This window comes from Chitinophaga sp. (assembly GCF_036569125.1).
Lineage (GTDB): Bacteria > Bacteroidota > Bacteroidia > Chitinophagales > Chitinophagaceae > Chitinophaga.
Genome location: NZ_DATCRF010000453.1, coordinates 1 through 15,042 on the forward strand (window position 1 = coordinate 1; position 15,042 = coordinate 15,042).

The 15,042-nt window shown below is 47.3% G+C and carries 13 protein-coding genes; 5 read left to right on the forward strand and 8 right to left on the reverse strand.

What is annotated here, in order from left to right; genetic code table 11:
* Positions 1 to 589: ROK family protein (locus tag VIM87_RS16950; RefSeq protein WP_331998142.1), on the forward strand; the 589-nt coding region annotated here is incomplete at its 5' end.
* 2 nt (positions 590 to 591) lie between these two features.
* On the opposite strand, the gene VIM87_RS16955 is transcribed toward VIM87_RS16950, so the two are convergent.
* The 3 genes from VIM87_RS16955 to VIM87_RS16965 all read right to left on the reverse strand — a co-directional run bounded on the left by VIM87_RS16955 (position 592) and on the right by VIM87_RS16965 (position 2,284).
* Positions 592 to 1,167, reverse strand: a complete 576-nt coding sequence (locus VIM87_RS16955; RefSeq protein WP_331998143.1) for a C40 family peptidase — start codon at positions 1,165 to 1,167, stop codon at positions 592 to 594.
* 114 nt (positions 1,168 to 1,281) lie between these two features.
* On the reverse strand, positions 1,282 to 1,806 hold the full coding sequence (locus tag VIM87_RS16960) for a hypothetical protein (protein ID WP_331998144.1): 525 nt from the start codon (positions 1,804 to 1,806) through the stop codon (positions 1,282 to 1,284).
* Between the two features lie 79 nt (positions 1,807 to 1,885).
* Complete coding sequence (locus tag VIM87_RS16965; RefSeq protein ID WP_331998145.1) at positions 1,886 to 2,284, reverse strand: VOC family protein; 399 nt, start codon at positions 2,282 to 2,284, stop codon at positions 1,886 to 1,888.
* A gap of 247 nt (positions 2,285 to 2,531) precedes the next feature.
* Between VIM87_RS16965 and VIM87_RS16970 the strand changes: the two genes are divergently transcribed.
* Positions 2,532 to 5,003 carry a PAS domain S-box protein gene (locus tag VIM87_RS16970; protein WP_331998146.1) on the forward strand — a complete coding sequence of 824 codons (2,472 nt, stop codon included), beginning with the start codon at positions 2,532 to 2,534 and terminating at the stop codon, positions 5,001 to 5,003.
* Between the two features lie 18 nt (positions 5,004 to 5,021).
* Here the strand turns inward: VIM87_RS16970 and VIM87_RS16975 are convergent, their stop codons facing one another.
* Positions 5,022 to 5,849, reverse strand: a complete 828-nt coding sequence (locus VIM87_RS16975; RefSeq protein ID WP_331998147.1) for a universal stress protein — start codon at positions 5,847 to 5,849, stop codon at positions 5,022 to 5,024.
* A 178-nt stretch (positions 5,850 to 6,027) separates the two neighbouring features.
* Between VIM87_RS16975 and VIM87_RS16980 the strand changes: the two genes are divergently transcribed.
* Both VIM87_RS16980 and VIM87_RS16985 read left to right on the forward strand, forming a co-directional pair.
* Positions 6,028 to 6,429 (forward strand): hypothetical protein, encoded by a 402-nt coding sequence (locus VIM87_RS16980; RefSeq protein WP_331998148.1) that lies wholly within the window; start codon positions 6,028 to 6,030, stop codon positions 6,427 to 6,429.
* An 85-nt stretch (positions 6,430 to 6,514) separates the two neighbouring features.
* On the forward strand, positions 6,515 to 7,807 hold the full coding sequence (locus tag VIM87_RS16985; protein ID WP_331998149.1) for an acetyl-CoA hydrolase/transferase family protein: 1,293 nt from the start codon (positions 6,515 to 6,517) through the stop codon (positions 7,805 to 7,807).
* Between the two features lie 54 nt (positions 7,808 to 7,861).
* Here the strand turns inward: VIM87_RS16985 and VIM87_RS16990 are convergent, their stop codons facing one another.
* The 3 genes from VIM87_RS16990 to VIM87_RS17000 are packed head-to-tail and all read right to left on the reverse strand — an operon-like array spanning position 7,862 to position 10,579.
* Positions 7,862 to 8,524, reverse strand: coding sequence for a YceI family protein (locus VIM87_RS16990; RefSeq protein WP_331998150.1), 663 nt, complete (start codon positions 8,522 to 8,524; stop codon positions 7,862 to 7,864).
* A 31-nt stretch (positions 8,525 to 8,555) separates the two neighbouring features.
* Complete coding sequence (locus VIM87_RS16995; protein WP_331998151.1) at positions 8,556 to 9,962, reverse strand: hypothetical protein; 1,407 nt, start codon at positions 9,960 to 9,962, stop codon at positions 8,556 to 8,558.
* A 32-nt stretch (positions 9,963 to 9,994) separates the two neighbouring features.
* Positions 9,995 to 10,579, reverse strand: coding sequence for a YceI family protein (locus tag VIM87_RS17000; protein ID WP_331998152.1), 585 nt, complete (start codon positions 10,577 to 10,579; stop codon positions 9,995 to 9,997).
* 634 nt (positions 10,580 to 11,213) lie between these two features.
* Here VIM87_RS17000 and VIM87_RS17005 point away from each other — a divergent pair.
* The gene (locus tag VIM87_RS17005) at positions 11,214 to 13,724 is read left to right on the forward strand and encodes a DNA/RNA non-specific endonuclease (RefSeq protein ID WP_331998153.1); all 2,511 of its coding nucleotides are present in this window, start codon (positions 11,214 to 11,216) and stop codon (positions 13,722 to 13,724) included.
* A gap of 34 nt (positions 13,725 to 13,758) precedes the next feature.
* Here VIM87_RS17005 and VIM87_RS17010 read toward each other — a convergent pair.
* The coding region (locus tag VIM87_RS17010; protein WP_331998154.1) for a M1 family metallopeptidase at positions 13,759 to 15,042 on the reverse strand (1,284 nt) is incomplete at its 5' end.

The following is a 15,042-nucleotide window of genomic DNA, read 5'->3' on the forward strand; positions in this document are numbered from 1 at the left end:
CTTATTCCGGGGTCATAATGGCTTTGCCGGTGAGTTCAGCCACATTCCCATTTTCAACAACAACAAATTATGCAGCTGTGGTAAAAGCGGCTGCCTGGAAACAGAAGCCTCCTTACAGGTGGTGATAGAAAAAGCCGCGCAGGGCTTAAGATCCGGACGGCCCTCTACCTTAGGCAGCGATTATCCCAGCGGGCACCTGGAAGCTGATTGGGACGCCATTGTAGCCGCGGTGCATAAAGGCGACCGTTTTGTGATAGAGCTGTTGTCGCAAACGGGTTATGATATAGGAAAAGCTGTGGCCATCCTGATCCATTTAATGAACCCTGAGCTGGTGGTGTTAAGCGGCAGGGGCGCTTTAGCCGGCAGGCTATGGGAAGCCTCTGTGCAGCAGGCTTTGAATGAGCACAGTATTCCGCGGCTGGCTGCCAATACTACGCTGGCTATTTCAACCCTGGGTTACCAGGCAGAGTTGATCGGCGCAGTTGCACTGGTAATGGAAAGCAAAGTACGGGAGTACGAAATAAAAAGTAAAAGTGTAAAAGCCAAAGCATTCATTGACGGGCAGAATGGATTGGTAGGCATGCAGTAACCTTATTCAAACACCCGGATCACTTTCACAAACCGCTCCATATAATAAGGATTGAGCGTTGTTTCCGTTACGCCGTCCGCTTTCCCGGAAGTAGAATGTATGAAAACAATGCTATCGCCTGCATAGGTAATGATCCCCATATGTCCCACCGTTCTGATGCTGCTATCCGTGCCCGTAAAAAGGATCAGGTCACCGGGTTTTGCAAGACCCAGCGTTACGGGAGTACCCTGGTCACTGAAACCTGCGGAGCTCCTGGGAACGGCTATACCAAAATGATTGAAAACATAGGTAATGAACCCCGAACAGTCGAACCCTGATGCGGGATCGGAAGAGGCATATTTATAGGGAACACCTTTGAGTGTTTTAGAAAATGCGAGGAGTGCTGCCGGGTCGGTATTAGCGGTATTAATACCCTTTTCAGGTATAAATTCCGTAGAGCCGCTGCTGTTAGGCTGTACAACACCGGAATCAATATCATTAACGATCCAGGCACGGGTATTCACAGGCTGTTCTTCAGCCGGCGCACCACAGGACAGCAGCACCGGCAGTAACAGGCATAGGATAAGGGTTCCACGCATACCTGAAATTAGTAAAAAATATAATATCAATACGTACTATTTCCAGCTGTGATCATTTAAAAACGCGAAAGCCGGAGATCGCTCCCCGGCTTCCACTAATGATATACAAGCTTTTTAATTTCCCCAGTTTACATTTATATTATGCGCCTTTGCATAAACCTTCCCCAGGTTCATGAGCTTTGCTGACAGCTCATCAAACCGTTGGGCATATTTGCTGTTTATTTCCTGTCCTTTTGCTGCAATGTCTTCTTTAGAAGCGCCATTATCGCAAAGTTTTGCCAGCGCCATATACTCGTTCTTATAAACAGGCAGCACGTATTCATGCAGGGCAATAGAAGTTTGCAGCATTTCTTTGGTTTCATCCGTTTCCGGCAGCGCTTTTACATCCTTCAGGGCTTTTTCAATAGACAATACATCATTTTCCACCACTTTTGTAGCGGTGATGTTTTGTTGCTGCACCCCTTCATGTTTTACCGTATAAGCCACCAGCATATTTGTAAAGTGGTCACTGGCAAAATCATTGAAAAGATTGGTGTTGAGCACAGCCCTGTCAAAGTAATTTTCCGGGGTGGCTGTATTACAGGCGGTTAACAAAAATGACCAGCATAAAGCCAGTAAAGCGGCAGTCTTTATTTTCATGTTCTGTTCTTTTAAGCTGGCGCAAGTTTACAATATTTATTTCAGGATTTTGAATGAACAGGATAGCTGCGGATCATCGCTATTCTGTCAGTGTAGATGTTTCAAACAAAGTGAACTGCATACCGGATGGGTCCTGCATGCGCTGCACCTTGCTCCAGGGGGCTTGTTTAACATCGGCAATTTTGATAGCGCCGGCGGCCGCTAACTTTTCTCCGGCGGTATCTATTGCATTGCCCACTTTAAAGGCAAGCCGTACCGGGCCCGCCACCCGTTCGCCTACTTCAATTTCATCTATGGTAGCTGCATGCCGGCTATCTATCAGCTCTAAGGAAGCCCTGCCTGCATCCAGGATAATACCATTGCCTGTTTGCTCATGCCACTCTTTAGAGGTTGCTAAACCCAGGGAATCCCGGTAAAATTTTATGATCTCTTCCAGGTTGTCTACTGTGAGGATGATCCTTAATTCATTTACTTTCATATGATGCTGGTTTTAAAATGGAGGTTGTTGTTTTAAAACTACTAAATACCTGCCGGATATCCAGCCCATTGGTAATTTACCCGGATAGCATACCTTTAGGTTGCGGGGCAATAGCACAACAGAGCAGGCAGGTCATTTACTGCCGTTACAACGTTCATGATAAGATCCATTTGGCAGGCTTTTCGTATATACAAGCAGTACTTACTCAATACAGCATGCAGGCTGCAGATGAAATTCAGCTGATCCTATGAACTTTAATAAATTACTGGAAGAACAATTAAAGAAATACCTGCCGGATGCAGCGTTACTGGAACAACCGGCATTCCTGCGTTTCCTGGAAGCGGTGAATGAGTCTTATGAATCCTATGAAAAGGACCGGCTGCAGTCCGGCGATGCCGTTAGCATCACCGCATCTGAACAGCGCATGCGGCTGGCGCTGCAAACCATTGAAGATAATGTATGGGAATACGATTTTGAGCAGCGTAAAATGGTGTTTGCGCAGGTAAATAACTCCGTTTTAAAATTACGCCGGCTGGAATATGTTGATAAAGAGAATGAGGAATGGTGGAGAGAGATCTATGAAGAGGACCTGCATATTGCAATAGATACCTTCCGCAAATATAAGCAGGGCCTCATCAGCAAACATTCCGTTGAATACCGCATGCACTGTGCAGATGGCAGCATTAAGTGGATCCTGAACCGGGGCGGCGTAATAAAAAGGGACAGCGAGGGCCAGGTGCTTAAAGTAGTAGGCGCTATAACGGATATAGATGCGCTTAAGAATATACAGGCAGAGCTGCGGACCACTGCCAACCGCTTATCTAACCTGCTGGCCAGCCTGCAAAGCGGTGTGCTGGTGGAAGATGAGGCCCGCAGGATCGTTATGGCCAACCAGCAGCTGTGCAGCCTGCTTTCCATAACGGCCCTGCCGGAAGCGCTTGTAGGGCTGGATTGCAGCCAGGCGGTTCAGCAGTTCAAGCCGTTATTCAAACACCCGGAGCAGTTCCTGAACCGGGTAGCGGAGATCCTGGAAAACCGGCAGCCGGTAGCGGGCGAAGAGCTGGAAATGGCCGATGGCCGCATCCTGGAAAGGTCCTACATCCCCGTATTTCTTGACAATGAGCACAAAGGCCACCTTTGGAAATACAATGACATTACCAAGCGTAAGCAATCGGAAAATATTATAAGGCTGCAGGAAGAAAAGTACCGGAACATTATTGCCAACATGAACCTGGGCCTTACAGAGGTAGACCTTGAGGAGCGCATCCTTTATGCGAACCAAAGCTTTTGTGAAATGTCAGGCTATTCCCTGGATGAGCTGATGAATAAGAATGCTTCCACTTTATTCATGGGTAAGGGTAATGAGCATTTGACCCGTGAAAAGCTGCCGCTGCGCGCACAGGGCATATCAGACGCTTATGAGCTGGCCGTGCGTAATAAGAAAGGGCAGCTAAAATGGTGGCTGGTAAGCGGCGCGCCGCGTTATAATGATGCGAATGAGCTGGTAGGCTCCATTGGCATACACCTGGATATTACCAGCCACAAACAGCTGGAGCTGGCCTTAATGGAAGCCCGGCAGGCAGCCGAAGAATCGGCGCATGCCAAAGAAACCTTCCTGGCAAATATGAGCCATGAGATACGCACGCCTATCAGCGCCATACTGGGTATGAGCCGGCAGCTGGGTGAAACCAGCCTGGACCCGGAACAATCCCTTTTCCTGGATAACATTAACAAAGCATCTGAACACCTGCTGGTGATCATTAATGATATACTGGATATTTCCAAAATAGAAGCAGGTATGCTGCAGCTGGAAAACATTGGTTTTCGCCCGGCAGAGCTGGTAGAGCAGGCAATATCATTAATGACGCTGCGGGCGCAGGAAAAGGGGCTGCTGTTATCCACGAAAATGGAGGCCGGTCCATGGCCCGTGATCATGGGCGATCCTTTCCGGCTGAAGCAGGTATTACTGAACCTGCTCAGCAATTCCATAAAATTCACGGAAAAGGGCGGCGTGCAAATAACCTTCAATACCATGAGCTGGCGGGGCAGCCAGCTAACAGCTGTTATTACGGTAGCAGATACCGGCATAGGGATGGATGAGGCAACGCTGAAGAACATTTTCCAGAACTTTACCCAGGGCGATAAGACCACTGCCCGCAAATACGGCGGCACCGGCCTGGGAATGGCCATCAGCAAACAGCTGGTGGAAATGATGGGCGGCACTATTCAGTTGCAGAGCAAACCCGGTGCAGGCACCAGCGTAGTGCTGCGCATACCCTTTGATATAGGCAAAGAAAAGAACATCCCGGTAAAGGAAAAACAGAGCATAGACAGCTCCATACTGAAAGACTGCCGGGTGCTGCTGGCGGAAGACAATGAAATTAACCAGCTGATCGCCTGCAGGATCCTGGAAAAGCATGGCTTAGTGGTAACCGCAGTTAATAACGGGCGGGAGGCCCTGAATGCCATGGCAAAACAATCTTTTGATGTAGTGCTGATGGATATGCAGATGCCGGTTATGGACGGCCTGGAAGCAACCGCATTTATCCGCGCCAACATTAGCCGGGACATACCGGTAATTGCCTTAACCGCTAACGCCATAAAAGGGGAGAACGAAAAGTGTATAAAGGCAGGCATGAATGATTATATCTCCAAACCTTTTGAGCCGTCAACCCTGATCAGCACCATTGCACACCTGGTAGGCAAGCAGCTGAAATAAGCAATATATCCTTTACCGTTAGTGCGTAATAAAAATAGGGTAGGTAAGCGACTGAATAAAAAGATCGGCCTGGCTATGTTGCAGGAAATTGGAAAGCAAGCTTCTGCCATAAGCGCCCATTACCACCAGCGCATGCCGCTTTTTAAGCAGGTAGGTAAAGAGCTCATTACCCGGTTCCCCTTTTAAGGTAACCACATCTGAATAGGCATAGTGATTGCTTAACCATGAGGCGATCATCCCTTTTTCATCAGCAGGCAAACCATCATTTTTAACCTGTACCACCGTTCCCCTGGCTTCATTGAGCTCAGGCAGCAGGTACGTGAACTGTTTCATGGCAAATAGAGCAGCGTCGCTGCCATCGTAACAAAAAACAATCTCTGAAATAGTTGATCTCAATGCAGGAGCAATGATCACCGGGCATTTGGCAGACATAAGCAGCTGTTTCAGCAATGTGCCGGGCAGCTGTTTTGTAGCGGCCCCCAGTGCCGCATCTGTAATGAGCAGGTCTGCAAAACGGCTTTCTTCTATGAGCGATTCCATTAAAGGGCCTTCGAGGTAGCGGGCAGAAACAATTAATCCCCTTTTATCACAGGCGTTTATAAAAGCGCTCATATTATCCTCGATCTCCTGTCTTTTGGTAACATATTCCGGGAGGTCGCCGGCAACAATGCTTTCCACATATGGAAAGCCAAGTGCTTTTTTCAGGGCAGGCTTTTCCGCATACCTGGCAGTCTGAAAGAACAGTACATGAAAACGGTAGCGGCCCAAACCGGAGAGGTAGTGAAAGAAGCTCAGCACATGATCTGTTGGCTGCTCACCGGCCAGTAGGAGTATTATCTTTTCCATAGTGCTTTTTTTTCAAAACTATGCCGCTTAGCACTGGTGTTCAATGACAACCGTCAGCCATGTACATGATTATTCTCCTGACCAGGATCAGCTTCGCCGGTGCCAGCCGTCATTTAACAGCGATGGCCGTTCCTGTATTTTTACGAAGCGGCGGTTAACACGCCGGTAAACTGTTATTATGAAACTATATGTGAACCAGAGCAGCACGCTGGGCGAGATACAAAAAGACTTCAGGGATATGTACCCCTACCTGAAGCTGGAATTTTATAAGCGCATTCAAACCGGCAGCCACGAAGCTTCATCGAAAGACAAGCTGCAGGCTAACTATTTACCGGGAAAAATAAATACCGGCCGTGTTTATGCAGCTATTGATATAAGTCCGCAAATAAGCGCCGGTGAGCTGGAAAACGAGATCCTGGATATCCTGGGTGTTAGCGCGCAGGTTTTCCGCCGTTCCGGTAATATCTGGGTCCAGACTACGGATACGGATAAGTGGAGCCTGCGGCTGCAGAATGAAGAGGGCCGGGCATCGTACACTTCTATTTCGCCGGGCGGCCCGCCGCCGGAACAGGAAGATTGAAATGACCTTGATCAGGCCCTTGTATAACCCCCGTCATTGCCGGCGGGCCGGCTAGCAGGTAGCTTTGCATCATAAAATGAACCATATGCAGGAAGTAATTCATAGTACATATCAAACGGTAGACGAAGCACTATCCCTCATCAAAAGCGGCAACCGGGTATTTGTTCACGGCAGCGCCGCTACGCCGCTGGAGCTTGTAAATTCATTACTGGACAGGGCCGGCGAGCTGCATGATATAGAGCTGGTATCCATCAGCACCTATGGGGATCTTAACTGGAACCGGCCGGAGGTGCTTAAAAGCTTTTATCTCAATTCCTTATTTGTATCCGCTAATGTAAGAGGCTGGGCAAACACCAGCAGCGGTGATTATGTGCCGGTATTTTTAAGCGAGATACCGCGCTTGTTCGAAAAAGGCCCATTGCCTATAGATGTAGCACTGGTGCAGGTATCCCCGCCCGACCAGCACGGGTATTGTACCCTGGGCACTTCGGTGGATGCGGCATTAAGCGCGGTGCGCAGCGCCAAAAAAGTGATTGCACAGGTAAACCCGCTGATGCCAAGGGTACTGGGCGATGGCGTTATTCACCATTCACGTTTCTCCGCTATGGTATGGAAAGCAGCGCCGCTGCCGGAAATAAGCTACACGGAAAAAATAGACAGTGTTACCAGGGAGATCAGCAAATATGTAGCCGGCCTTATTGAAGACGGATCCACCCTGCAGCTGGGCATTGGCGGCATACCGGATGCTGTGCTGGAACAGCTGGTGCACCATAAAGGCCTGGGCCTGCATACCGAAATGTTCTCTGACGGCGTGGTGCCGCTGGTGGAAAAGGGAGTGATCACCAATGAGCATAAAGAAGTAAGAAAAGGAAAAATAGTCAGCAGCTTTATACTGGGCACCCGCAAGGTATACGACTTTGTAGATAACAATCCTTATGTAAGCTGTATGGATGTTGCATTTGTAAATGATAGTGATGTGATCCGCCGGAACCCGAAAGTAGTAGCCATTAACAGCGCCATTGAAATTGACATTACCGGCCAGGTGTGCGCGGATTCAATAGGTACTTACCAATATTCCGGCATAGGCGGGCAAATGGATTTTATGCGGGGCGCTGCCCTGTCAGAAGGAGGGAAGCCTATTATAGCGCTGCCTTCCACCACAAAAAAAGGCATTTCCCGTATTGTGCCCTGCCTGAAACAAGGAGCCGGCGTGGTAACTACGCGCGGGCATGTGCATTATGTGGTAACGGAATATGGGGTGGTGAACCTGTATGGGAAAAATATGCAGCAACGGGCTAAGCTGCTTACCAGCATTGCGCATCCTGATCACCGGGAAAGTCTTGAGAAGGCCTATTTTGAGCGCTTTGGTAAATTATAAATGGGTCATATACTTCAGGAGTACAGGGGAATTGCTTAACAGCAGTTCCCTTTTTTAATTGTATGCAATCTTCAGGTACAAATTAAATTCCACATCCAGCAGGTCGTTTGCCCGTATCATGCCGCCCAGCTTGCGCGGCGGGGTAAGGTTAAAATCAGTGAACTTAATCTGCTGGTTACCGGTGAGGTGGATCACCTGCTGCTCATCCCTGGAAATGTGGTAATTGATCTCAAACTTTTTTGAAACGCCGGCCAGCTCAATGTTCACTATGCCGCAGGTTGCTTCCTGCCGGGCGCTAAGTGCCGGGTACTGTTTCAGGGAAACAAATGTGATGGTGAGGCGGGGATATTCTTTAACCTTTAATGTTTTGCGCAGGTCGTTGGTCATAACATTGCTAAGGCAGTTAAAATCAGCTACCGGTAACCCGATGGATCCTGAAAGGGCTACCATGGCATTTTTACCACAGCTTCGTTGAAAGGTAAGCGTATCCGGGTTGGTATAATCCTGAATGCTGCAGCTGAACTTATTCATGTTGGTGCTGCCGCTTACCCGCAGGGTGCATCCCTTTGTTACTACCCATTTTTCAGGGGCATTGGCCGCTTCATGCAGCGGCTGCATGGTTGCCAGGCAGGTAAGCAGGGCTAAGGAAAAGTGCTGGATGATCATAGCAAAGAAATTGAACAGGGAATAATAAAGAAAGTCAGCATGCAGCAGCATCCTGACCTTCTTTTGTTTTACAACCAGGTGCTCAGAAGCCTACGGTGGCTTCAATTACATAACCGTTAAATTTGCCGCCTGCACGGTAGTCGGCAACGGGGAAATCTTTATACTGCTGGATAACATATTCGCCTTTCAGCATTATATTTTTGGTAAGGAACCATCCGCCTGCAAATGCCAAACGGTCCACAGCAACCTTACCATCATATTTAATAGCGCCTGCGCCAGTGCCGGTAGCATTGTTGGCCAGCGTTGCACGCACTGCATTATACCGTACACCCAGGAACACATTTTCTGCTTTAAAGAACCGGTACACTGCATCCACTGCATACTGGTTTGCATTGCGGGTGCTGGTTTCACGGGCTGTTCTGCCGGATGCGGTTTCGTAAGTGCCAAACAGCTCCAGGCCGCGTGCTTTTACAAAACCATTGAACATAAATGCATTCACTTTTTTGTTGAACCCGGGATTAAAACGGCCGGAAAAGGCCAGGGGCGTACCTGCGCCGGTAGCGCTGCTGGGATTGGAGGAGTTCAGCTCCATGATGTACTGGTAGTTAGAGCCCGAACGGTCGCCACCATAGAGGGTGTTGCTGCCGCTGCTCTGGTTACCGTAATAAGAGCCGCTTACACGTACACGGATATCGTCTGTTAGCTGTTTATCAAAACCGGCTTTCAGTAAAAGACTGGGTGATTTGTGACGGTCGCCATCCGGGTTTTGTGCGGCATACAGTGAATCCACATTTCCTTTGATCATGCCGTTGGTAACGCCGATCATGCCAAAGAGGCCATTCTTCTTTACATATATTTCACCCCCGATCTCTGTTGCAAAAGCGTCCATGATATAACCTTCCATAAATGGGTTATACAGGGCATGGCCGCCATCGGTGCGGCGAAAGTGCTCATCGCCGTAGTTCACTTCAAAGTGCCCTATTTTAATGGTGGTCACTTTCATAATATCGTCCCAGATCTGGCCTTTAAAAGGCAGCTTATCAAATTGTATAAACCCGCCTTTTACCCAGCTTTCATTGTGGTGTTTGGAGGATAGGTAGGTGGTTACATTCAGGCGGATCCCATCTGCCAGCTGCACATCCAGGTACAGGTTGGCCTGTGCGGTCTGGAATCCGGCGGTGATCACCTTTAGTTTATTACCGGGAATGATCTCGCCGCTGGAATAGGAGCCTACATCATTTCTTAACGCATCCGGGTTTTTATGTTTCAGATTCTGGAACTGTTGGGTAAAACCAGCGCCGAATTTCAGCTTCAGACCATCAAAGGTGCTTGCTGTATCCTTCGGATCCTCAAAAACATTAATGCCTTGCTGATCGTAGCTGCGCATGTTGGCGATCTTTGGCTGCCATTGCGATTGCGCCTTTAACACCGCTGGTGACAGTAATAAGAACAGGCCGTAAATAATCGGATTATGAATAAACGTTTTCATACAGTAAAGGTTTTATTAGGGTGATGATGTTTTTATTTTTTTAAGGTGAGCTCAAAGCTTACGGTTACGTCGTTGCCTGTTTTAACAGTACCCATCATAAAGGAGGGTGGGGCTATGTTAAAAGTTTTCATGCTGATCTTTTTGCTGCCTTTTACCGTAATGCTTTTATCTGCATTTACTTTGGCGGTGGCCGTCAGCTCTGTTTCCTGTACAGCGCCTGCAAGCGTGAGCTTCCCCATGCATTTAACAGTGCCATCCGGCATTAGGGTGGCAGAGGTAAGCTGGTAGGTAAGTGCAGGAGCTTTATCTGTTTTTAGCGCTTTGTATGCATTTTTATCCATGCCGCTATGTTCACTCTTCAGGCTTTGAGCGGGCATAGTAAAACGCAATGCTGTTAAACCATTCAGCTGCCCGGCAGCATCAAAAGTGAAAGTGGCGGTACATTCTCCCTGGGAAGATTCCATCTTCCAGTCATGCAGGGTGGAGGTACCGTTAACAACTGTATGCACACCCTGTGCATGATAATTTACCTGTGCCATTGCTGCGGATACGGCCAGCTGCATACAAAAAAATAGTATGCCTGTTTTGATCTTTCTAAGTGAGGGATGTGTTTTCATGTGTTGGTGTTTATGCCTGCAAAGTAGGGCAGGCGTGTGGGGCATGAAATGACTTGCGTCATAACGAATGGTGATCCTTAACACAGCAATGTGTGATTATTATCACCTAATATCATATATACGTAACCGTTACCTGCAGGAAATAAAAAAGCCACCGCTGAAAAGCGGCAGCTGTGTCAGGTTGCATTTAGGAACCATTATTGTGGATGTATGCGATCCCCACAATTTTTTATGAGGGCAGGATCAGTCTTCGATCCAACCTTCTTTCATTTCATCAAAAATTGTATTAATGTCTCCCGTTTGAGGTGTGTATCGTAGCTTTAAAAGCATATGTAAAGGAACATAGGATTGACGGTTTATGGAATGATGATTGTCAACAAATGAAATGACAGTTATCATGAATGCGTGTCCTTATTAAAAGGGTAAGCCAGGCATTGCTGCCGCTTCCAGCAGCTTTGCCGGGGCCAGCTGCAGGTACCCGTTCTTATCCACAGGTTTTATTTGTTTATAGGCCCAGGCTATTTTTTTTGAAAATAGAAGGAAGTATGGGGGAAATTACAGGGGAGGGCGAGGAATTGGGAATACGGAAACTTTTTAGTATATTCAATACGTATGTAAACCCAACCCCTATACTATGCCACTTGAAAGCAGCAATGCTGTAGCTGCGCGGACCTCTTCTCCCGCTGCCGCAAATAAGCACAGATCAGCAGGGATCTCCAGGCCTGCAGTTCAGCCGGTTCAGGCAATGTTAGCCAATAAAAACGGAGAGGATGCTCCCTTTCAGGTAAATGATGAGCGGACCGCAGCAACCAGGGCGTTCTCATTGCCTGTTGAAAATGATCGAAGGGAACCTTCAGATATAAGACCGTTTCAACTAAAACCTGCCGGATCTACGGCCCCTCCTGTCGTTCAACGGGAGCCGCTTACTAAAGAAAAGATATTCAATGACCAGATAAAGTGGCTGGTGGTGCAGGGAATAGCACGAATGACTTCTACGAAATCAGGCAGTGAGGGTGGAAAGCAATTCGCAATTCTCCTTGAAAGCAAGGATTTGATCAATAGCAAAAAGCTTTCAAAGGCATATACAGGAAATAAAAAGAACCAGGGTTTAACGCTGAAAGAGGAAAAAGATAACTTGCTCTCGGAGGTTACACTGGTAAATCTTCAGCGGCATAACCTTGTAATGCAAGCCGTAGCCTTCGCTGATGTGGCGGAAGGGAAGTGGGAGATCTACCGGCCGGACATAAAGAAGGCCAAAACTGCGCAGGGGCTGGGTGGTGAAACGGATGAAGTTCAGAGTCAGCAGGTAAGAACATCCATAAAATGGGAAAGCACAATACATGACCAGGGGCAAGGGGTTACAGCAGAAGTCCTGGGGCCGGATCACCCGCTTGGATCCACTCCCAACAACGCTATAAAAGAAAATGTTGATGATTTGAAAATTGCTGCAGGAGGCAAAAAGTATGTTGCCGGGCATCTCCTGAACCATAACCTGGGCGGGCCTGGGAACAATGCAAAAAACCTCATGGCCATTCCTGCTGATGTAAACAGCGAGATGTCGACACAGGTAGAGGATGACGTTATAGAAAGAGTGAATAAGGAGCACCAGGTAGTATATTATAAAGTAGATGTGGAGTACGGTAGAGATGGAAAAAAGAATTATGCATCCAGAATAAGTATTGAATTCGGCAGCTACAAGTCGGGCACGGACTTTTCGCAGGCAGATCCGGACATAGATCTTGAGGAAAAGCATACGTTTGTTTTGCCTGTCAGGTCCCCAACAGCATATGGGAGAAAACCCGGTTATAAAAGGACCGGAGATCCCGGACAATACATATACAAGGATCAAAGTAAGGAGCCGTATCCCTGGAAAAAACCGGACAAAGCCAATGACCCGGCATTGCTTAAGTTTGACAGGATGAATAATATTGTTCTGAAAGACGATAAACAGATCAAGCTTGAATTTATTGCTGCTGCTATTTACTCATCGTCTATCAGAGAACTGAAAGAAGAAGTTGATCTCCTTTCCGGAGAAAAGGATATTGTGAAAGGCGAACTTAGTACACTTCAGTCAAAATATGAAAAACTAAAAGCAGAAGCTAAGAAAAATGCAGTACTGGAAGAACAGTTAAATATCCTTACCGATCAATTCCAGAAAGAAAGTAAGGAGCGTTTAGAAGCGGAGGGCGAAAATGAGGCACTGAAGAAAGAGGTCGGGGATATGAAAGCCAGGATTGACACTGTGAACGATGACCTGAAAAAAGAAGAATTGCTTGTTAAGGAGCTTCAGGTGAAGCTTAGTGAATACATGAAGAAAGCAAGAGAGCGCGCTGTGTCGGAGGGATTTGTGGAGGGTTTAAATGATGGGAAAAAGGGAATTATTCCACAGCTTGAAAATCGGATAAAGATTAAAAAGATCTCTTTAGGGAGTGAACCGAATTTTTCAGGCGGTTATAAGCAAGGGCACCAGGTAGGCAGGGAGCTTGCACAGCAGGAGGAAGAAAACCGGCGGCTGCGTGACGAGAACGAGGAACAGAAAACACTCATTTTTGAGCTGAAGACTGAGAAACAGGAATTGCATGAAGAGCTGGGCAGAACAAGAGTTATGTTTGAAACAGAGCGGGAAGAATGGCAACGGGAAAGAGAAGCATCCAGGAAAAGAGAGGAAGAATTGATAAGAAAACTGGGAGAATTACAGAAAGAGAAAGAAAGTCTCCAGTTGATGAAAGAAACAATAAGGCCTGTAACAGAGCAGCTTCAGGAAGAAAATAAATTACTCGAAAGTGAGCGGAAAATGCCTGAACGGCATACCAATGAAGAAGATCGTGACAAGATCAGGAAGGAAAAGAAAGTTCCTGAATCTAAGATGTCAACATCAGGTCAATTGGATACAAGCGAAGTAGTTGATAAAGACAGCCGCATCAAAAAACTGTTTGAAGGGGAATTTGAGAAGCATGGAAGCGACGGTTGGCAGTATCTTGGCATAGAGAAGTATAAATACCTGTCAATACTGGTCTATTTAGGAACAATAAAAGCCAATGCTGCATATGAAGCCTACCGGAGGAACGACAAGTATTATGACTACTTTTATAAAGCGCAAGTACGCCAAAGCACATACCAGGAGTTTAAAAAGCAATACAAATAGCCATATGGCCAGCATACCGGGTTGGCCATGATGCTCAATGCTGCTCCACCACCGCCGCCGTTATATAATACATCTTCACAATGGCCGCCGTATCAAACAACGGCGCCTCGTTGCTTTTCAATGCCAGCTTTTTCCAGCTTTCTGTTGGAATAACTTTGAGCTTTGCATTCTCATTCTGCAGCACCAGCGGCATATTAAAACCCGTTACACAATTGGTCCAGTGGTAGAACACATTCTTATGATCCTGGTCTAAATAAAATTCCAGCCGCGGTATTTGTGTGGTGCGCAAATACTGATCAAACACTTTGCTATAGTCGTAATGCGCCTGTTTAGAAATGTAATTTTCAATTTGCTGTGTGGTCACGGTCTGATGGTAGAAGGTTTTATTCATGCCCCGCAGTATTTGCCGGAACAGGGTATCATTATCCAGCCCATGCCGTATAGCGTGCAGCATGTTGGACGGTTTGGGGTACATATCGCCGCTGCCCTGGTCATTCACATCATATTTTGCAATCACAGGCCGGTCGTTCTTGATACCCCTGCGTATGCCTGCGTTATAAGCGTTGGCAGCATCTTTCCCGAAAATATGGTCAATGAAAAGCGTTTCACTGTAATTGGTAAAACCTTCGTGGATATACATATCAGCCAGGTCTTTGCTGGTGATGTTATTGCCAAACCATTCGTGGCCGCTTTCGTGAATAATAATAAAGTCCCACTTCATGCCCCAGCCGGTTCCTGAGCCATCCCTGCCGCCATATCCAAACTTGTATTTATTGCCGTAAGATACTGCGCTCTGGTGCTCCATGCCGGAATGCGAAGTTTCTATGAGCTGGTATCCATCTTCATAAAACGGATAGGGCCCAAACCAGTACTCAAAGCTTTTAAGCATATTATGCACCTGCAGCGGCATATACTCTTTTGCCCTGTTTAAATTATAATCCAGCACCCAGTAATTAACATCCAGCGGACCTTTTTCGCCGGCATATTTTTCACTGAAGTTCACGTACTTCCCGATATAAGGTATAATGCAGTAGTTGCTGATAGGGTTTACCACCGCCCATTTGTAGGCAGTAGTGCCGTCTGCGTTATCTTTTTTCAGCTGAAGCCTGCCGTTGGCAACCGCTACTAAGGTATCAGGAACAATAACGGTTAAGGAGGCGCCTTTATCCGGTTCATCAGCCTGGTGATCTTTACAAGGGTACCATACAGATGCACCGGAACCCTGGCAGGTAACGGTCATCCAGGGACGGCCCAGCGAATCTTTTGTGAAGGTCCAGCCGGCCGACCATGGCGGGCGAACAGATACCCTTACCTGCCC